Below are 19594 nucleotides of genomic sequence, written 5' to 3' on the forward strand. Positions count from 1 at the left end.
TTTTATGTTAAAATTCCTAAAATCATTTTGTAATTAAAATGAAAATTTGCTATAGTTAGTCTAGTAATTAGAAGGTTGAGAAATATATAAACGTATAAATATAGCTATAATGTGACTTTTTATTATTGACAGTCACATAAGTATCAAGATATACATCTATTATTTGGTTAAGCTAACTATACGTTTATTATTTTTGAACTTCGTAAAATAAATAATTAATGAAATGGGTGCAAGTCTATGCCTGGTAGAGAACGAACATCTCCGCAGTATGAATCTTTCCACGAATTATATAAAAACAATACTACTAAAGAGCTCACTCAAAAAGCCAAATCTTTAAAATTAACTAATTACAGTAAATTAAATAAAAAAGAATTGGTACTTGCCATTATGGAAGCACAAATGGAAAAAGATGGTAATTACTATATGGAAGGAATATTAGATGATATTCAACAAGATGGATATGGTTTCTTAAGAACCGTTAACTATTCTAAAGGTGAGAAGGATATTTATATTTCTGCAAGCCAAATTCGACGTTTTGAAATAAAACGTGGTGATAAAGTAACGGGTAAAGTTCGTAAACCAAAAGATAATGAAAAATATTATGGTCTACTTCAAGTTGATTTTGTGAACGATCATAATGCAGAAGAAGTCAAAAAACGTCCTCACTTCCAAGCTTTAACACCTCTTTATCCTGAAGAAAGAATCCTATTAGAAACGCAATCTACAAATTATTCCACTCGTATTATGGATTTAGTCACACCAATAGGTCTTGGTCAACGTGGTCTTATAGTTGCACCACCTAAAGCTGGTAAGACAAGTTTATTAAAAGAAATCGCTAATGCAATAGCGAGTAATAAACCTGAAGCGAATTTATTTATCTTACTAGTAGGTGAGCGTCCAGAAGAAGTGACGGATATTGAAAGATCGGTTGAATCTGCAGAAGTCGTTCATTCGACTTTCGATGAACCACCAGAACATCATGTTAAAGTTGCTGAATTATTATTAGAGCGTGCAAAGCGATTAGTTGAAATTGGAGAAGATGTAATTATACTTATGGACTCCATAACACGTTTGGCTCGAGCGTATAATTTAGTCATACCTCCTAGTGGACGTACATTGTCAGGCGGGCTTGATCCCGCTTCATTACACAAACCTAAAGCGTTTTTTGGTGCAGCACGTAACATTGAAGCTGGGGGAAGTTTGACAATTTTAGCTACTGCTTTAGTTGAGACAGGATCTCGTATGGATGATATGATATATGAAGAGTTCAAGGGTACAGGTAATATGGAATTACATCTTGATCGCAAGTTATCAGAACGTAGAATATTCCCAGCGATAGACATAGGTCGTAGTTCAACACGAAAAGAAGAGCTATTAATCACTAAAGAGGAATTAGATTCATTATGGCAATTACGAAATTTATTTACCGATTCAACAGACTTTACAGAACGTTTTATTAGAAAACTTAAGCGTTCGAAAAATAATAAAGAATTCTTTAAGCAATTGCAAAAAGCAGCTGAAGAGAGTACTAAAACAGGAAGACCAATTATTTAAACTCGTAGATTAAGGGTTGCGTTTTCCATATATTACTATTATAATTACACAGTATTGGGTAAAAAACTCACAAATAACTCTGTTCCAGATGGTTCAGGGCAAAGGAGCTGAAAAAAATGAAACAAGGAATTCATCCTGAATACCACAAAGTTATCTTTTTAGATACAACAACAAACTTTAAATTTTTAAGTGGTTCTACAAAAACATCTTCAGAAACTATGGAATGGGAAGATGGAAATGAATACCCAGTTATTCGTTTAGATGTATCATCAGATTCTCATCCATTCTATACTGGACGTCAAAAATTCGCAGCAGCGGATGGTCGTGTGGAACGTTTCAACAAAAAGTTTGGACTCAAATCAAACAACAACTAATTTTGGATTTCAACTGTCTACTTTCCCGTTTGGGTATTGTAGACAGTTTTTTATTATAGAGTTTCGTTGAATCATCAACTCTATATCAAAGCTCTTTATATCTATAAAATCTATCGATAAGTATAAACATTTATAGAGATGTGTAAAATCTTTTATAGATTATTCGTTTAATTATTAAATTTCATAATACACCTGTAAATTATGATTCTTACTTTGAAAATACATTTATATACATAAAAAATATGATATAATTAAGCGATTATGTTTTGAAAAAGGTGGAACTATCAATGTATGAAACGTACCATTCAGGTTGGATTGAAACCATAACAGGAAGTATGTTTAGTGGGAAATCTGAAGAACTTATACGTCGCTTAAGACGTGGAATCTACGCTAAACAAAAGGTGGTTGTTTTCAAACCAGCAATTGATGATCGTTACCATAAAGAAAAGGTCGTCTCACATAATGGTAATGAGATAGAAGCGATTAATATATCTACAGCTCAAGAAATTTTAAATCATAAGCTAGAAGAAGTAAACGTCATCGGAATTGATGAAGTGCAATTTTTTGAAGATGATATTGTCAACATAGTTGAAAAATTAGCAGAAAACGGGCATCGTGTTATTGTAGCAGGTTTAGATATGGACTTTAGAGGAGAACCGTTTAAACCTATGCCCAAGTTGCTCGCAGTTAGTGAACATATTACAAAGTTGCAAGCAGTATGTTCTGTATGTGGTTCACCCTCGAGTCGTACACAGCGGTTAATAAATGGTGAACCGGCAAAAGAAGATGATCCCATCATATTGGTTGGTGCAAATGAAAGTTACGAGCCACGTTGTAGAGCACATCATATAGTTGCGCCTAGTGAAAATGAGAAGGAGGAAATGTAGTGTTTGATCAATTAGATATAGTAGAAGAACGATATGAACAATTAAATGAATTACTGAGTGATCCTGATGTAGTGAATGACGCTGATAAATTAAGAAAATATTCAAAAGAACAAGCTGACTTACAAAAGACTGTTGATGTGTATAGAAGTTATAAGACCAAAAAAGAAGAATTACAAGATATTGAGGATATGTTAAGTGAAACATCTGATAAAGAAGAAGTTGAAATGCTAAAAGAAGAAAGTAGCGCTTTAAAAACAGAATTACCTGATATGGAAGAAGAATTAAAAATCTTACTTATACCTAAAGATCCTAATGATGATAAAGATGTTATTGTCGAAATTCGTGCAGCTGCAGGAGGAGATGAAGCTGCAATATTTGCTGGGGACTTAATGAGAATGTATTCAAAATACGCCGAGGCAAACGGATTTAAAACAGAAATAGTAGAAGCTTCAGAAAGTGATCATGGTGGATATAAAGAAGTGAGTTTCTCAGTATCTGGTACAGGTGCTTACAGTAAATTAAAATTTGAAAATGGTGCACATAGAGTCCAACGTGTGCCTGAAACAGAATCAGGAGGGCGAATTCACACTTCCACTGCAACTGTTGCTGTATTACCTGAAGCTGAAGATGTCGAAATTGAGATACGTAATGAAGATTTAAAAATTGATACTTATCGTTCTAGTGGTGCTGGTGGTCAGCACGTTAATACGACTGACTCTGCAGTACGTATTACACACTTGCCGACGGGTGTTATAGCAACTTCTTCTGAAAAGTCTCAAATTCAAAACCGAGAAAAAGCAATGAAAGTTTTAAAAGCGCGATTATATGATATGAAATTGCAAGAAGAACAACAAAAATATGCTTCTCAAAGAAAATCAGCTGTTGGTACAGGCGATCGCTCTGAAAGAATAAGAACTTATAATTATCCTCAAAGTCGTGTGACAGATCATCGGATTGGTTTAACGCTTCAAAAGTTAAATCAAATTATGGAAGGACATTTAGACGAGATTGTGGAGGCACTCACACTTTCAGAACAAACTGAGAAACTGAAAGAATTAAACAATGGTGAATTATAAAGAAAAGTTTGCAGAAGCCAAGACAATTGCTATAAATGAAGGGTTTGAATCAACTCGTGCCGAATGGTTGTTTTTAGATGTTTTTGGTTGGTCAAAAACAGATTATTTAATTCATAAAGATGAACAAATGTCTTTGACATCGATTAACAAATTGGATAAAGCGTTGGATAGGATGGTCACTGGAGAACCTATCCAATACATTGTTGGATTTCAGTCATTTTATGGTTATCAATTTAAAGTGAATCAACACTGTCTTATACCAAGGCCTGAAACTGAGGAAGTTATGCTGCATTTTTTAGAATTGTGTAAAAAGACTGATACCATAGCAGATATTGGAACTGGAAGTGGTGCTATAGCAATTACGCTTAAGTTACTGCAACCTGAATTAAATGTTATTGCAACAGATTTGTATGAAGATGCTTTAAGTGTAGCTAAGCAAAATGCAAGTCACTATCACCAAAATATTCAGTTTTTGCGTGGAAATGCTTTAAAACCGCTAATTGAAAAAGATATAAAATTGGATGGGTTAATATCTAATCCACCATACATAGGTCATAGCGAAATAATAGATATGGAGTCAACAGTACTAAATTATGAGCCGCATCATGCTCTATTCGCTGAGAAAAACGGATTTGCTATTTATGAGTCAATATTAGAAGATTTACCATTTGTAATGAAACAAGGTGGACATGTTGTTTTTGAAATTGGTTATCAACAAGGAGATATCTTAAAAAGAATGGTTCAAGATTTATATCCTGAAAAAGAAGTAGAGATTTTCAAAGATATCAATGGAAATCAGCGAATTTTATCTATTATTTGGTAGTTAAACAATTTATACGATATTGTTTTTATAGTTGTTTTGTTTATGAAAAACATGACTTTCGATCAGCAACATAGCACGGGTGGAATTTTAATTCAACTTTTTGAAAATGAATTAAATTCTGCCCTTATTTCTTTACAGCATACAATCACAGAAGAGGTGAAAACATGCACACACAAATATGGGATTTAAGAATGTATAAAAATAATGTTAGTCAATATCCACATATTGATGAGATAAAACAAACTTTCCTAGATGGAGGTTTAGTAGCGATACCTACTGAAACAGTATATGGTCTTGGGGCGAATGCTAGAAACGAAGAAGCAGTCGAAAATATCTATGTTGCAAAAGGACGTCCGTCAGATAATCCGTTAATCGTCCATATTCACAGTATTGAACAACTCGATGATTTTGTAGAGCATATCGATGATAAGGTTAAAGTATTAATGGATGAATTTTGGCCGGGACCTATTTCTTTTATATTACCACTTAAACAGGGTTATCTTTGCAGTAAAGTGACTGGTGGATTAGAATCTATCGCTGTTAGAATGCCTAGTCATAAAATAGGGAGAGCATTACTTCAAATTGTAGATGAACCCATAGCAGCTCCTAGTGCTAATATTAGTGGTCGTCCGTCACCAACAACCTTTGAACATGTGAATAGAGATTTAAATGGCAAAGTCAACGGTATAGTTAATGGTGATCAATGTGAAGAGGGGCTTGAAAGTACTGTGATTGATTGCACACAGTTTCCGTTTCGTATTGCGCGACCAGGTTCAATTACACAAGATATGATAGAAAGTAGACTACCACATTCGATAAATCGTCAAATATATGAGGAAAATGAAAAGCCTATCGCACCTGGGATGAAATATAAACATTATTCCCCAGAAACCCCTTTAACAATTGTTAAAGATTTAAATAAAAAAATAGCTAATGATGATAAATGGTCAAAAGTAGCATTTGTATTTCCACAGAGTCAAAAAAGTTTGATTCCCGAAAATAGCATTTTTATATCATTATGTGAAAATAAGGAAGATTTTAAATCAGCAGGCCATAATTTATATGAAATTTTACATGAACTTGACCAGAATGAAGAAATAGAAGAGGCATATATTTATGGATTTGAAGATAATCATCATACTGAAGCTATCATGAATCGAATGTTAAAAGCAGCAAGTTATAAACTAGTTAAAGGTGAAAAGCTATGAAAATAATTTTTGTATGTAGTGGCAACACTTGTCGAAGCCCACTGGCTGAAAGTATAGCCAAGTCCCTTTTACCAAACGATAGCATAGCTTCAAGAGGACTATTCGCAGTTGAGGGACAGGCCATATCTAAGGAATCGTTAGAATTAATTCATAAGTACGGTTTACCTGAACCATCGCTAGCACAAACTTTTCGTATAGATGATCTTGATGCTGATATTATACTTACCATGACGCAAGCTCATAAAGACTTGATATTTTCTATGTATGGACGACAATCTAATGTCTTTACATTAAATGAGTATGTAGGTGACACACAGGAAATTGATGACCCATTTGGTGGCTCATTCTATGTTTATGAACAAACTTATATCAAAATTTATGATTTAGTCGACAAAATAAAATTTAAACACGAGTAAAGTAAAATATATATAATTAGTATATGTTAAGCTTTAAATAAGTTATAATTAAGGAGTATAGCAAGTTTGCTATGTTCCTTTTTATTTTTTACAAAGGGGTGGGTTCAAATGCGTGATTTACAACAACTGCTTGATGAATTGAAAGATATGTCATTCTTTAACCCAGGCGAAATGTGTATCATTGGTTGTTCAACTTCTGAAGTTATAGGTAAACGTATTGGTTCTGTTGGATCGATGGACGTAGCTAAAGAAATTTATGAAAATTTGAAACAACTAGAGATTGATACAGGCGTGACATTTGCTTTTCAAGGATGTGAACATATTAACCGGGCAGTAACGATAGAAAGAGCAAATTTCAACCCATTGACTATGGAAGAAGTTACTGTCATTCCAGACGTTCATGCAGGTGGTAGTTTATCCACTTACGCTTATCAACAAATGGAAGATCCTATTGTTGTTGAGCATATTACTGTTTCAAAAGGTATAGATATAGGTCAGACCTTAATTGGAATGCATATTAAACATGTGTGTGTTCCTGTAAGAACAAGTGTTAAACAAATTGGAGAAGCTATCGTTACCATAGCGACATCTAGACCTAAGAAAATTGGTGGCGAACGAGCTAAATATCAATAAATATTGTGGAAGAAGGGGATTCAAATGTCTTATATCGAGAAGAAGGATAAAGTTGTTTACGATGCTATTCAAAAGGAGTTTCAACGACAAAATAGTAATATTGAACTTATTGCATCAGAAAATTTCGTATCACAAGCAGTTATGGAAGCTCAAGGTTCAGTATTAACGAATAAATATGCTGAGGGTTATCCTGGACGTCGTTATTATGGCGGGTGTGAGCACGTAGATGTAACTGAGGCCATTGCCATTGATAGAGCAAAAGCTTTATTTGGAGCAGAACATGTTAATGTCCAACCCCATTCAGGTTCTCAAGCTAATATGGCTGTGTATTTGGTTGCTTTAGAAATGGGCGATACTGTGTTAGGTATGAATTTGAGTCATGGTGGGCATTTAACTCATGGTGCACCTGTCAATTTTAGTGGTAAATTTTATCATTTTGTTGAATATGGTGTGGACCAAGAAAATGAATTAATTAACTATGATGAAGTGAGACGTTTAGCAATTGAGCATCAACCTAAATTAATTGTAGCTGGTGCTTCAGCATATTCAAGAACTATTGACTTTAAAAAATTTAAAGAAATTGCAGACGAAGTAGGAGCTAAATTGATGGTAGATATGGCACATATTGCTGGTTTAGTAGCTGCTGGTTTACATCCTAATCCTGTAGAATATGCTGATTTTGTGACTACTACAACTCATAAAACTTTACGTGGTCCACGTGGTGGTATGATTTTATGTAAAGAAGAATATAAAAAAGATATAGATAAAACAATCTTCCCAGGTATTCAAGGTGGTCCACTAGAACATGTCATCGCTGCAAAAGCTGTTGCATTTGGAGAAGCTTTGAACGACGATTTTAAAGATTATCAAAATCAAGTCATTAAAAATGCACAAGCTTTAGCTCAAACATTAATTGAAGAAGGGTTCAGAGTTGTATCTGGCGGAACAGACAATCATTTAGTTGCAGTTGATGTTAAAGGTTCTATCAATATGACTGGTAAATTAGCTGAAGAGACACTTGATAAAGTAGGAATTACATGTAATAAGAATACTATTCCATTTGATAAAGAAAAACCGTTTGTAACAAGTGGTGTTAGACTAGGAACACCTGCAGCTACAACTCGTGGTTTTGATGAATCTGCATTTGTGGAAGTAGCAAAAATTATTAGTTTAGCATTAAATAACTATGATAATGATACTAAACTAAATGAAGCTAAAGAGAGGGTTCACGCACTCACATCTAAATATCCATTATATAATTAATAGATATACACATTGGAGGAAAATGATTATGAGTAAAGTACATGTTTTTGATCACCCATTAATACAACACAAACTAAGTTATATTAGAGACGCTCACACTGGAACAAAAGAGTTTAGAGAACTTGTAGATGAAGTCGGTATGTTAATGGCCTATGAAGTAACTAGAGACTTAGAACTACAAGATGTTGAAATACAAACGCCTGTGACTAAAATGACAGCTAAACGTTTGGCAGGTAAAAAGTTAGCAATTGTACCTATTTTAAGAGCTGGTTTAGGCATGACAGATGGTGTGTTAAGTCTTGTTCCTGCTGCTAGGGTAGGACATATAGGACTTTATAGAGATCCAGAGACTCTTGAAGCGGTAGAGTACTTTGCGAAAATGCCTCAAGATATCGATGAACGTCAAATTATTGTGGTTGATCCTATGCTTGCTACTGGTGCTTCAGCTATTGAAGCAATTTCTTCATTAAAAAAACGAGGAGCTAAAAGTATACGTTTTATGTGTTTAATAGCTGCCCCTGAAGGCGTTGAAAAAATGCAAGAAGCACACCCAGATGTAGATATATACATTGCAGCATTAGATGAAAAATTAAATGACAAAGCGTATATTACACCTGGTTTAGGTGATGCAGGGGATAGATTATTCGGTACTAAATAATAGATTCGGAGATAGATATTTTTGAAGAAAAAAGTTATGACCATATTTGGAACTAGGCCTGAAGCTATAAAAATGGCTCCGTTGATTAAAACGTTAGAAAAAGATTCTAACCTGGAACCCGTTGTTGTAGTCACCGCCCAACATAGGGAGATGCTTGATTCAGTGTTGAATACTTTTAATATAAGTGCAGATTATGATTTGAATATTATGAAAGCTGGTCAAACACTGTCTGAAGTAACATCTGAAGCAATGAAAAAGTTAGAAGATATCATACAAAAGGAAGTGCCTGATATGGTACTTGTTCATGGTGATACAGTGACAACCTTTTCTGGAGCATTAGCTGCATTTTATAGTCAAACACCTATAGGACATGTTGAAGCTGGATTAAGGAGTTATAATAAATATTCACCTTATCCAGAAGAAATAAATAGACAAATGGTTGGGGTAATGGCAGATTTGCACTTTGCCCCAACCTATAATGCTGCACAGAATTTAGTAAAAGAGGGTAAATTAGCCAAACATATAGCTATCACTGGTAATACAGCTATTGACGCAATGAAATATACAATCGATTACCAATATTCATCATCTATTATACAAAAACATAAAAATAAAAACTTTATTTTACTCACAGCACATAGACGTGAAAACATAGGTAAACCTATGATAAACGTGTTTAAAGCGATTAGAAAGTTGATTGATGAATATCATGATTTAGCGTTGGTCTATCCTATGCATATGAATCCCAAAGTAAGAGATATAGCGCAAAAATATTTAGGAAATCATCCTAGGATTGAATTGATAGAACCACTTGATGTGGTTGATTTTCATAATTTTGCTAAACAAGCATATCTCATTATGACTGACTCTGGTGGAATACAAGAGGAGGCACCATCATTACATAAACCTGTTTTAGTATTGAGAGATAGTACTGAAAGACCGGAGGGTGTAGATGCTGGAACTTTGAGAGTCATTGGTACGAATGAAGAAGATGTCTATAATGAAACTAAAAAATTATTAGAAAAACCAGATCTTTATCAAAAAATGAGTCAAGCTGTTAATCCATATGGCGATGGACAAGCTAGTGAGAGAATTGTGCAACATATAAAATATTATTTTAATTTGACAAATGACAGACCCAATCATTTTGAATATACAAAAGATTTATAAAATGACAAATGTGAATTTTTTGTGACAAAAACCAGTGAAAATTTAACAAGAATTTGAATAGAATTGACACCATACAACCGGCTATATTATCATTTAGATTGTATGAGTGGAACGGTTTACATGATTGGTATAGGACACTCGGAGGCTATAAAATGCGTCGTTTCAACATCATTTTCAAACAATATTTGCAATATTATCTTTATTTATTGGTAATAGTTGGAATATTGTACTCAATTTCACCCCGCCCATTTTTTTTGGGTCTTATGATAGGTACATGTGGTTCTTTAGTAAATACATACATCTTTGAGATTTATTTAGCTAAATCAATGCATAAAGAATCGACACAAATGTCTACTGGTAGTACTTGGAGGTATTTAGTGGCAATTATTGCATGTGTATTATGGTTATTCTTTAAAGAACACATTAATATTATCGGAGTTTTAATTGGGTTAATGATTTCTTATATTGTAATCATATTGCGCCCTCTACTACAAAGGGAGTAAAAATTTAATAGAAAGAGGTGAGTTTATGGATCACAAATCCCCACTCGTTAGTTGGAACGTCTTTGGTTTCGATATTGTTTTTAATCTGGCCAGTGTTTTAATGGTAGTGATTACAGCAATTTTAGTTTTTATTTTAGCTATAGTTTGCACTCGAAACTTAAAGAAACGACCAACTGGAAAACAAAACTTCATTGAATGGGTATTTGATTTTGTTAGAGGTATTATTGAAAGTAATATGGCCTGGAAAAAAGGTGGGAATTTCCACTTCTTAGCAGTGACATTAATTCTTTTCATTTTTGTAGCCAACATGCTTGGTTTACCGTTCGCAATTGTCACTCATGACCATACGCTATGGTGGAAATCACCAACAGCAGACGCTACGGTAACTCTAACGTTATCTACAACTATGATTTTGTTAACGCACTATTACGGTATTAAAATGCGTGGAACAAAAGCTTATGCAGCTGGATATTTTAAACCTTTCTGGCCATTGGCTATTATTAATGTATTCGAAGAATTCACTTCTACATTAACTTTAGGTCTACGTTTGTACGGTAATATTTTTGCAGGTGAATTATTACTCGGTTTACTTGCATCATTGTTCTTTGAACAACCTGCATGGGGTTGGATAATTAGTATTCCTGGATTAATAGTTTGGCAAGCGTTCTCTATATTCGTGGGAACGATTCAAGCATATATCTTTGTAATGCTTTCAATGGTTTACATGTCACATAAAGTGGCAGACGGACATTAATATAATTTAGTAACTATATAAATATTAGGAGGAAATTTTATTATGAATTTAATCGCAGCGGCAATCGCAATTGGTTTATCAGCATTAGGTGCAGGTATTGGTAACGGTCTTATCGTATCTAGAACAGTTGAAGGTGTAGCACGTCAACCAGAAGCACGTGGTCAATTAATGGGTATCATGTTCATTGGTGTTGGTTTAGTTGAGGCATTACCAATCATCGGTGTTGTAATTGCATTCATGACATTTGCTGGATAAGACATTTTATAAGGCGAAGTCTAACGAGAGACTATCGCCGTTCGTTTTGTTTTTTATAGCTTAGTGATTATTTTGACGAAAGGAGTGTCATGAGCCCGTGACTGCAACAGCTAATACATTTATTCTCGGTGCAGGAGTTGAATGGGGGACAACAATTGTAACACTCGCAACATTTGTAATCCTCATCATACTTTTGAAGAAATTTGCTTGGGGTCCATTAAAAGAAGTAATGGATAAACGTGAACGTGATATCAATAAAGATATTGACGACGCAGAACAAGCTAAGATAAATGCTCAAAAACTTGAAGAAGAAAATAGAAAGACACTTAAAGAAACTCAAGATGAAGTTCAAAAAATCTTAGATGATGCTAAGATTCAAGCACGTAAGCAACATGAAGAAATTATTCATGAAGCTAACGAAAAAGCTAATGGTATGATTGAAACTGCTCAAAGTGAAATTAATAGTCAAAAAGAACGTGCAATTTCTGATATTAATAATCAAGTTTCTGAACTATCAGTACTTATTGCATCTAAAGTTCTTAGAAAAGAAATTTCAGAGCAAGATCAAAAAGAATTAGTTGAAAAGTATTTAAAAGAGGCAGGGGATAAATAATGGCAAAGGTAGCAAAAAAATATGCCAAAGCATTATTTGATGTCGCTCTAGATACAAATCAACTAGATGTTGTCTATGAAGATTTAGAAACAATTAGCCATTCATCGTTTGATTTCATAAAACAACTTAAAGCAATTGATAGTAATCCAAGTTTAACTGCAAATCAACGTAAAGAATTTGTAGAAAGAGTTTACAACGAAGCAAATCCATATGTGGTAAATACTTTAAAAGTATTAGCAGATAACCGACATATTTCAATTGTAGAGAATGTTTTTAAATCATTCCAAAATTTATATAACAAACACTACAAACAAGATTTTGCTATTATTGAATCGACTTACGAGTTAAGCGAAGATGAAATATCAAGAATTGTAGAACTTATAAAAAAGCAAACTGAATTGTCAAATGTAATTGTTAACACTAAAATCAATCAAGATCTAATTGGTGGATTTAGAGTTAAGGTTGGAACTACAGTTATGGATGGTAGTGTTAGAAATGACCTTGTTCAATTACAAAGAAAATTTGAAAGAGCTAACTAATATTTAAAGAGGAGTGACATAGATGGCCATAAAAGCTGAAGAAATCAGTGCATTGCTTCGCTCACAAATTGAAAATTATGAGTCAGAAATGTCCGTTACAGATGTTGGTACAGTACTCCAAATTGGTGACGGTATCGCATTAATTCACGGACTTAACGACGTTATGGCTGGTGAGCTAGTAGAATTCCATAACGGTGTTCTTGGTTTAGCACAAAACCTTGAAGAATCTAATGTGGGTGTGGTTATTTTAGGACCATATGAAGAAATTAGTGAAGGTGACGAAGTTAAACGTACTGGCCGAATTATGGAAGTACCAGTCGGAGAGGAAATGATAGGAAGAGTTGTTAATCCTCTTGGACAACCTATTGACGGGCAAGGTCCAATCAATGCGACTAAAACCCGTCCTGTGGAGAAAAAAGCAACTGGCGTAATGGATCGTAAATCTGTAGATGAACCATTACAAACAGGTATCAAAGCAATTGATGCTTTAGTACCTATTGGTCGAGGTCAACGTGAATTAATCATTGGTGACCGTCAAACTGGTAAAACAACAGTTGCAATTGATTCAATCTTAAACCAAAAAGATCAAGATACAATTTGTATTTATGTTGCAATAGGTCAAAAAGATTCAACTGTTCGTGCAAATGTTGAAAAATTAAGACAAGCAGGTGCTTTAGACTACACAATCGTTGTATCTGCATCCGCAGCTGATCCAGCACCATTACTTTATATTGCGCCATATTCTGGTGTAACTATGGGTGAAGAGTTCATGTTTAATGGAAAACATGTTCTTATCGTTTACGATGATTTAACTAAGCAAGCGGCAGCATACCGTGAGTTATCATTATTACTACGTAGACCACCAGGTCGTGAAGCATATCCTGGGGACGTCTTCTACCTACACAGTAGATTATTAGAAAGAGCTGCAAAACTTAACGATGATCTTGGAGGCGGTTCAATTACTGCTTTACCAATCATTGAAACTCAAGCTGGCGATATCTCAGCTTACGTTCCAACAAATGTTATCTCAATTACTGACGGACAAATATTCTTGCAATCTGATTTATTCTTCTCAGGTGTTAGACCAGCGATTAATGCTGGACAATCAGTATCTCGTGTTGGTGGTTCAGCTCAAATTAAAGCGATGAAAAAAGTTGCAGGAACATTACGTTTAGACTTGGCTTCATATCGTGAGTTAGAATCATTTGCGCAATTTGGTTCTGATTTAGATGAATTCACAGCTAAAAAGTTGGCGCGTGGTGAACGTACTGTTGAAGTCTTAAAACAAGGTCAAAACAACCCACTGCCTGTAGAACATCAAGTACTTATTATTTTTGCATTAACTAAAGGTTACTTAGATGATATTCCTGTACAAGATATCACTCGTTTTGAAGAGGAATTTAACCACTGGGCTGAGTCAAATGCAACTGAGTTATTAAATGAAATTAGAGAAACTGGTGCTTTACCAGATGCTGATAAATTTGATTCTGCTATCACAGAATTTAAAAAAGGCTTTAATAAATCAGAAGAATAAAATCTAATTTAATCGTAATATAGAGAGTACATTCTAAATCTTATAAATCGTTAAATTAAGATTAATACTCCAAAGGTGGTGAGATAATGGCCTCTCTTAAAGAGATAGACAGTCGTATTAAATCGACAAGTAAGATGAAGCAAATCACTAAGGCGATGAACATGGTTTCTAGTTCAAAATTACGTAGAGCTGAGAAAAATACTAAATCATTTAGACCTTATATGGAAAAGATGCAAGATGCTATTACAGCTGTAGCTGGTTCAAATAGTACTTCTAATCATCCAATGCTTAAATCTAGAGATATTAAAAGAAGTGGTTACTTAGTAATTACTAGTGATAAAGGCTTAGCCGGTGCCTATAGTACAAATGTTTTAAAAACATTAGTAAACGATATCAAATCTAAACACAACGACAGTAGTGAATATAGCCTAATCGTTTTAGGTCAGCAAGGTGTAGATTTCTTCAATCATAGAGGATATGAAATTGAAAGTTCTTTAGTTGAAGTTCCAGATCAACCTTCATTTAAGTCTATTCAATCTATAGCTAAACATGCTATTGATTTATTTAGCGAGGAAAACATAGATGAATTGACTATTTATTACAGTCATTATGTTAGTGTCTTAGAAAATAAACCTGCAACTAAACAAGTTTTACCATTATCTCAAGAAGATTCAGGTCAAGGACATGGTCAAATGTCTTCATACGAATTTGAACCAGATAAAGAATCTATATTAAGCGTTATTTTGCCACAATACGTTGAAAGCTTAATCTACGGTACAATTTTAGATGCAAAAGCTAGTGAACATGCTTCACGTATGACAGCAATGAGAAATGCTTCAGATAATGCGACAGAACTAATCGATGATTTATCATTAGAATACAATAGAGCGAGACAAGCTGCGATTACTCAACAAATTACTGAAATTGTTGGTGGATCATCAGCTCTTGAGTAATAATAAAAGGAGGAAATCAACATGGGAATTGGCCGTGTAACTCAAGTTATGGGTCCAGTAATAGATGTTCGTTTTGAACATAACGAAGTACCTGAGATAAATAATGCATTACACATCGAAGTTCCTAAAGAAGATGGAACGCTTCAATTAACGTTAGAAGTTGCACTTCAACTAGGTGACGATGTAGTTCGTACAATTGCAATGGACTCAACTGACGGCGTTCAAAGAGGAATGGAAGTTAAAGATACAGGTAGAGACATTAGTGTACCTGTCGGTGACGTAACTCTAGGAAGAGTGTTTAACGTACTAGGAGAAACTATTGACTTAGATGAAAAAATTGATGATTCAGTACGACGTGACCCTATCCATAGACAAGCTCCAGGATTCGACGAATTATCAACAAAAGTAGAAATCTTAGAAACTGGTATTAAAGTAGTAGACTTATTAGCACCTTACATAAAAGGTGGTAAAATTGGATTATTTGGTGGTGCCGGTGTAGGTAAGACCGTATTAATCCAAGAACTTATTAATAACATTGCTCAAGAACACGGTGGTATTTCAGTATTCGCTGGTGTTGGTGAACGTACACGTGAAGGTAATGATCTTTACTATGAAATGAGCGACAGTGGTGTTATCAAGAAAACTGCAATGGTCTTTGGTCAAATGAACGAGCCACCTGGTGCACGTATGCGTGTAGCATTATCCGGATTAACAATGGCTGAATATTTCCGAGATGAAGAAGGCCAAGATGTGTTATTATTCATTGATAACATTTTCAGATTCACTCAAGCTGGTTCAGAAGTTTCTGCGTTATTAGGTCGTATGCCATCAGCTGTTGGTTATCAACCTACACTTGCTACAGAAATGGGTCAATTACAAGAACGTATAAGTTCAACAAATAAAGGTTCAGTTACATCAATTCAAGCTGTTTTCGTACCAGCCGATGACTATACTGACCCTGCGCCAGCAACAACGTTCGCGCACTTAGATTCAACAACAAACTTAGAGCGTAAATTAACAGAAATGGGTATTTATCCAGCTGTAGACCCGCTTGCTTCTACATCTAGAGCTTTGGAACCTTCAGTAGTAGGTCAAGAGCATTATGATGTGGCACGTGAAGTTCAATCTACTTTACAAAAATATAGAGAGTTACAAGATATCATTGCGATTCTTGGTATGGATGAATTATCTGATGAAGATAAACAAACTGTGGAACGAGCACGTAGAATTCAATTCTTCTTATCACAAAACTTCCACGTTGCAGAACAATTCACTGGACAAAAAGGTTCATATGTACCTGTTAAAACAACAGTTGCAGACTTCAGAGATATTTTAGATGGTAAGTATGACCATATCCCTGAAGACGCATTCCGTTTAGTAGGTAGCATGGAAGACGTAATTGAGAAAGCAAAAGATATGGGTGTTGAAGTCTAATAATTAGGAGGTATGGATAATGAATACACTTAGACTAAATATTGTCACTCCTAATGGTTCTGTCTATGAACGTGAAGACGTTGAGATGGCTGTCTTACAAACAACAGCTGGAGAAATGGGGATTATGTATGGTCACATTCCAACTGTTGCTGCATTAAAAACAGGTCATGTGAAAGTTAATTTTCACAACGGAAATGAATTTATTGCAGTAAGTGATGGCTTTATTGAAGCAAGACAACATCAATTATCAATTATCGTCCAAACGGCCGAACCTGCTAGTGAAATCGATGTTGAAAGAGCTAAATTAGCTAAGTCGAGAGCAGAATCACATTTAGAAGATGATGATGATAATACAGACATAAATAGAGCTAAAAGAGCACTTGAACGAGCAAATAATCGTTTACGTGTTGCAGAATTACAATAATTAAAAAAGGTTCGATAGTATATTTTAATGACTATCGAACCTTTTTTTAAATTCTAAAATATTAAAAACTAATATCCATTTTTATAAGTATCTTTATTGCCTCTTTTCGTGTACAATGTTATACAGTAATCTTACGAAGGAGCTTAATATGGATTATCTTGGTCAGTTCGCAATTGTACATTTAATCTTACATGTTGTTTGTATTTGCGTAGCTTATTGGGCTTTAAATTCCATAAAATTAGATCAACTTTTTAAAAAGGGCTACCCATTACAAGTTCAAGTTTGTATGATTTTTATTTCTATTTTACTGGGTACGGCAGTCAGTAACTTTATAGTTGATTTATTGCAATATTCAACTCAAGTGAAATACTTGATAAAATAACTTTGTAATTGTTATTTAATTTATAGGTTAAATGTGATCATATGACGAATATTTAATTATAATGTTGGGAAATGAATAACTGATTAGAGTTTTAAGTGGAGGATTAAAGATGGATAAAATAGTAATAAATGGTGGAAATCGTTTAACAGGTGAAGTAAATGTTGAAGGAGCTAAAAATGCTGTATTACCTGTACTTACAGCGTCATTACTTGCTTCAGAAGGACAAAGTAAACTAGTTAATGTCCCAGAGTTAAGTGATGTTGAAACAATCAATAATGTATTATCTACACTCAATGCAAATGTAGAGTATGATAAAGATAAAAATGCAGTTAAAGTTGATGCAACTAAAACTTTAAATGAAGAAGCCCCTTATGAATATGTGAGTAAAATGCGAGCAAGCATCTTGGTTATGGGACCATTACTCGCTCGATTAGGGCATGCTATTGTTGCTTTGCCAGGAGGATGTGCGATTGGAACACGTCCTATTGAGCAGCACATTAAAGGATTTGAAGCTTTAGGTGCAGACATTCATTTAGAAAATGGAAATATTTATGCAAATGCTAAAGATGGATTAAAGGGAGCACATATCCATTTAGATTTTCCGAGTGTAGGTGCAACTCAAAATATTATTATGGCAGCGTCCTTGGCATCAGGAAAATCTATCATTGAGAATGTCGCTAAAGAACCTGAAATTGTTGATTTAGCTAATTATATTAATGAAATGGGCGGTAAAATCACAGGTGCTGGTACTGATACCATTACGATACATGGTGTTGAAAAACTTTACGGTGTTGAACATGCAATTATACCAGATAGAATTGAAGCTGGAACGCTACTTATCGCAGGTGCAATAACTCGTGGTGACATATTTGTACGTGGTGCAATTAAAGAACATATGGCTAGTTTAATATATAAGCTTGAAGAGATGGGGGTAGATCTTGAATATAATGAAGAAGGTATAAGAGTTACAGCAAATGGAGATTTAAATCCAGTAGATGTAAAAACTTTACCTCACCCAGGTTTCCCAACTGATATGCAATCTCAAATGATGGCTTTATTATTAACAGCAAATGGACACAAAGTGATTACTGAGACAGTTTTTGAAAATAGATTTATGCATGTTGCAGAATTTAGAAGAATGAATGCGAATATAAGTGTTGAAGGAAGAAGTGCTAAAATTGAAGGAAAAAGCCATTTACAAGGTGCTCAAGTTAAAGCCACGGATTTAAGAGCTGCTGCAGCCTTAATCTTAGCTGGTTTAGTTGCCGAGGGAACTACGCAAGTGACTGAGTTAAAGCATCTTGATAGAGGATACGTCAATTTGCATGGAAAACTAAAAAGTCTAGGTGCAAACATAGAACGAGTTAATCAATAATATTATTACAGCTTAAGCACGGAGGTTTTAAAAATGGAAACGATTTTTGATTATAATCAAATTAAACAAATTATCCCACACAGACAACCTTTTTTACTAATAGATAAAATTGTAGAATATGATGAAGGTAAAAGATGTGTAGGACTAAAGCAAGTATCGGGTAATGAACCATTTTTCCAGGGACATTTCCCTAATTACGCTGTGATGCCTGGTGTTCTCATAACGGAGGCTTTAGCGCAAACTGGTGCAGTAGCTATGTTAAATAGCGAAGAAAATAAAGGAAAAATAGCATTATTTGCAGGCATTGATAAGTGTCGCTTCAAAAAACAAGTCGTACCTGGAGATACATTAAAGTTGGAAGTTGAAATAACTAAAATAAAAGGCCCTATAGGTAAAGGTTCGGCTAAAGCGACTGTTGATGGCCAACTTGCTTGTAGCTGTGAACTTACTTTTGCTATTCAAGATGCTTAACCTTAGATAATTAAACTCTTAAGGTAAAATAATTCGTATTGTGATAATAAAATAGTAAAAACATATTTAAAGAAAGTTGCACAGATTATTGACCTAACTTTTCATGTCTATTGAATTTCTGGTTGAAATGCTCTAAGTCAGGTCTCGTCTGAAAATATAAGTATCAATAGTAGTGCTTTTTAATATAGTAATTAGTGTTCGTATAGAGCCTGGAACAATGGTTAATTCATGTTCTAGGCTTTATTTATGTTCAACATTTAAATTTGTATATGATTTAAATATATGAAAATTAAAT

At 34.3% G+C, this 19594-nt stretch carries 24 protein-coding genes; all 24 read left to right on the forward strand.

Features of this window, described 5'->3' with window-relative positions:
• Positions 1 to 237 precede the first annotated feature (237 nt).
• Positions 238 to 1554 (forward strand): transcription termination factor Rho, encoded by a 1317-nt coding sequence (rho, locus tag NST35_RS03755; RefSeq protein ID WP_002458717.1) that lies wholly within the window; start codon positions 238 to 240, stop codon positions 1552 to 1554.
• 116 nt (positions 1555 to 1670) lie between these two features.
• A complete protein-coding gene (locus tag NST35_RS03760; protein WP_001829959.1) occupies positions 1671 to 1928 on the forward strand; it encodes a type B 50S ribosomal protein L31 in 258 nt (85 codons plus the stop codon).
• 287 nt (positions 1929 to 2215) lie between these two features.
• Entirely contained in the window at positions 2216 to 2815 is a 600-nt protein-coding gene (locus NST35_RS03765) for a thymidine kinase (protein ID WP_002447798.1), read from the forward strand.
• Positions 2815 to 3891, forward strand: coding sequence for a peptide chain release factor 1 (gene prfA, locus NST35_RS03770; protein ID WP_002447797.1), 1077 nt, complete (start codon positions 2815 to 2817; stop codon positions 3889 to 3891). Before NST35_RS03765 ends, prfA begins: the two co-directional genes overlap by 1 nt.
• Positions 3878 to 4714, forward strand: coding sequence for a peptide chain release factor N(5)-glutamine methyltransferase (prmC, locus tag NST35_RS03775; protein WP_002496988.1), 837 nt, complete (start codon positions 3878 to 3880; stop codon positions 4712 to 4714). The genes prfA and prmC overlap by 14 nt, the downstream gene beginning before the upstream one ends.
• Before the next feature lie 42 nt (positions 4715 to 4756).
• A complete protein-coding gene (locus NST35_RS03780) occupies positions 4757 to 4903 on the forward strand; it encodes a hypothetical protein (RefSeq protein ID WP_002447795.1) in 147 nt (48 codons plus the stop codon).
• Positions 4879 to 5922 (forward strand): L-threonylcarbamoyladenylate synthase, encoded by a 1044-nt coding sequence (locus NST35_RS03785; protein WP_002458716.1) that lies wholly within the window; start codon positions 4879 to 4881, stop codon positions 5920 to 5922. The genes NST35_RS03780 and NST35_RS03785 overlap by 25 nt, the downstream gene beginning before the upstream one ends.
• The gene (locus NST35_RS03790; protein ID WP_020359957.1) at positions 5919 to 6338 is read left to right on the forward strand and encodes a low molecular weight protein arginine phosphatase; all 420 of its coding nucleotides are present in this window, start codon (positions 5919 to 5921) and stop codon (positions 6336 to 6338) included. Before NST35_RS03785 ends, NST35_RS03790 begins: the two co-directional genes overlap by 4 nt.
• Before the next feature lie 108 nt (positions 6339 to 6446).
• Complete coding sequence (locus NST35_RS03795) at positions 6447 to 6971, forward strand: TIGR01440 family protein (protein WP_002458715.1); 525 nt, start codon at positions 6447 to 6449, stop codon at positions 6969 to 6971.
• A 24-nt stretch (positions 6972 to 6995) separates the two neighbouring features.
• Positions 6996 to 8234, forward strand: coding sequence for a serine hydroxymethyltransferase (gene glyA, locus NST35_RS03800; protein ID WP_002458714.1), 1239 nt, complete (start codon positions 6996 to 6998; stop codon positions 8232 to 8234).
• Between the two features lie 28 nt (positions 8235 to 8262).
• Entirely contained in the window at positions 8263 to 8892 is a 630-nt protein-coding gene (gene upp, locus NST35_RS03805) for a uracil phosphoribosyltransferase (RefSeq protein ID WP_002458713.1), read from the forward strand.
• A gap of 36 nt (positions 8893 to 8928) precedes the next feature.
• Positions 8929 to 10062 carry a non-hydrolyzing UDP-N-acetylglucosamine 2-epimerase gene (wecB, locus tag NST35_RS03810; protein ID WP_032602800.1) on the forward strand — a complete coding sequence of 378 codons (1134 nt, stop codon included), beginning with the start codon at positions 8929 to 8931 and terminating at the stop codon, positions 10060 to 10062.
• A gap of 152 nt (positions 10063 to 10214) precedes the next feature.
• The gene (locus NST35_RS03815) at positions 10215 to 10565 is read left to right on the forward strand and encodes an ATP synthase subunit I (RefSeq protein WP_002491197.1); all 351 of its coding nucleotides are present in this window, start codon (positions 10215 to 10217) and stop codon (positions 10563 to 10565) included.
• 25 nt (positions 10566 to 10590) lie between these two features.
• Complete coding sequence (atpB, locus tag NST35_RS03820) at positions 10591 to 11319, forward strand: F0F1 ATP synthase subunit A (protein WP_001829936.1); 729 nt, start codon at positions 10591 to 10593, stop codon at positions 11317 to 11319.
• A gap of 42 nt (positions 11320 to 11361) precedes the next feature.
• Complete coding sequence (gene atpE, locus NST35_RS03825; RefSeq protein ID WP_001048816.1) at positions 11362 to 11574, forward strand: F0F1 ATP synthase subunit C; 213 nt, start codon at positions 11362 to 11364, stop codon at positions 11572 to 11574.
• A gap of 97 nt (positions 11575 to 11671) precedes the next feature.
• Entirely contained in the window at positions 11672 to 12187 is a 516-nt protein-coding gene (locus NST35_RS03830) for a F0F1 ATP synthase subunit B (protein ID WP_002447787.1), read from the forward strand.
• Positions 12187 to 12726: a F0F1 ATP synthase subunit delta gene (locus tag NST35_RS03835; RefSeq protein WP_002447786.1), complete on the forward strand. Its 540-nt coding sequence runs from the start codon at positions 12187 to 12189 to the stop codon at positions 12724 to 12726. The genes NST35_RS03830 and NST35_RS03835 overlap by 1 nt, the downstream gene beginning before the upstream one ends.
• 22 nt (positions 12727 to 12748) lie before the next feature.
• Positions 12749 to 14260 carry a F0F1 ATP synthase subunit alpha gene (atpA, locus tag NST35_RS03840; RefSeq protein ID WP_002458710.1) on the forward strand — a complete coding sequence of 504 codons (1512 nt, stop codon included), beginning with the start codon at positions 12749 to 12751 and terminating at the stop codon, positions 14258 to 14260.
• An 86-nt stretch (positions 14261 to 14346) separates the two neighbouring features.
• A complete protein-coding gene (gene atpG, locus NST35_RS03845; protein ID WP_002458709.1) occupies positions 14347 to 15213 on the forward strand; it encodes an ATP synthase F1 subunit gamma in 867 nt (288 codons plus the stop codon).
• 21 nt (positions 15214 to 15234) lie between these two features.
• Positions 15235 to 16647: a F0F1 ATP synthase subunit beta gene (gene atpD / locus NST35_RS03850; RefSeq protein ID WP_002447783.1), complete on the forward strand. Its 1413-nt coding sequence runs from the start codon at positions 15235 to 15237 to the stop codon at positions 16645 to 16647.
• Positions 16648 to 16666: 19 nt separating this feature from the next.
• Positions 16667 to 17071 (forward strand): F0F1 ATP synthase subunit epsilon, encoded by a 405-nt coding sequence (locus NST35_RS03855; RefSeq protein WP_002447782.1) that lies wholly within the window; start codon positions 16667 to 16669, stop codon positions 17069 to 17071.
• A gap of 148 nt (positions 17072 to 17219) precedes the next feature.
• Positions 17220 to 17453: a DUF1146 family protein gene (locus NST35_RS03860; RefSeq protein WP_002495678.1), complete on the forward strand. Its 234-nt coding sequence runs from the start codon at positions 17220 to 17222 to the stop codon at positions 17451 to 17453.
• Positions 17454 to 17562: 109 nt separating this feature from the next.
• Positions 17563 to 18828, forward strand: a complete 1266-nt coding sequence (gene murA / locus NST35_RS03865; protein ID WP_002458708.1) for a UDP-N-acetylglucosamine 1-carboxyvinyltransferase — start codon at positions 17563 to 17565, stop codon at positions 18826 to 18828.
• Positions 18829 to 18861: 33 nt separating this feature from the next.
• Positions 18862 to 19299, forward strand: coding sequence for a 3-hydroxyacyl-ACP dehydratase FabZ (gene fabZ / locus NST35_RS03870; RefSeq protein ID WP_002458707.1), 438 nt, complete (start codon positions 18862 to 18864; stop codon positions 19297 to 19299).
• Positions 19300 to 19594: the final 295 nt, after the last annotated feature.

Source organism: Staphylococcus sp. FSL W8-0304 (assembly GCF_038006565.1).
GTDB lineage: Bacteria > Bacillota > Bacilli > Staphylococcales > Staphylococcaceae > Staphylococcus > Staphylococcus epidermidis.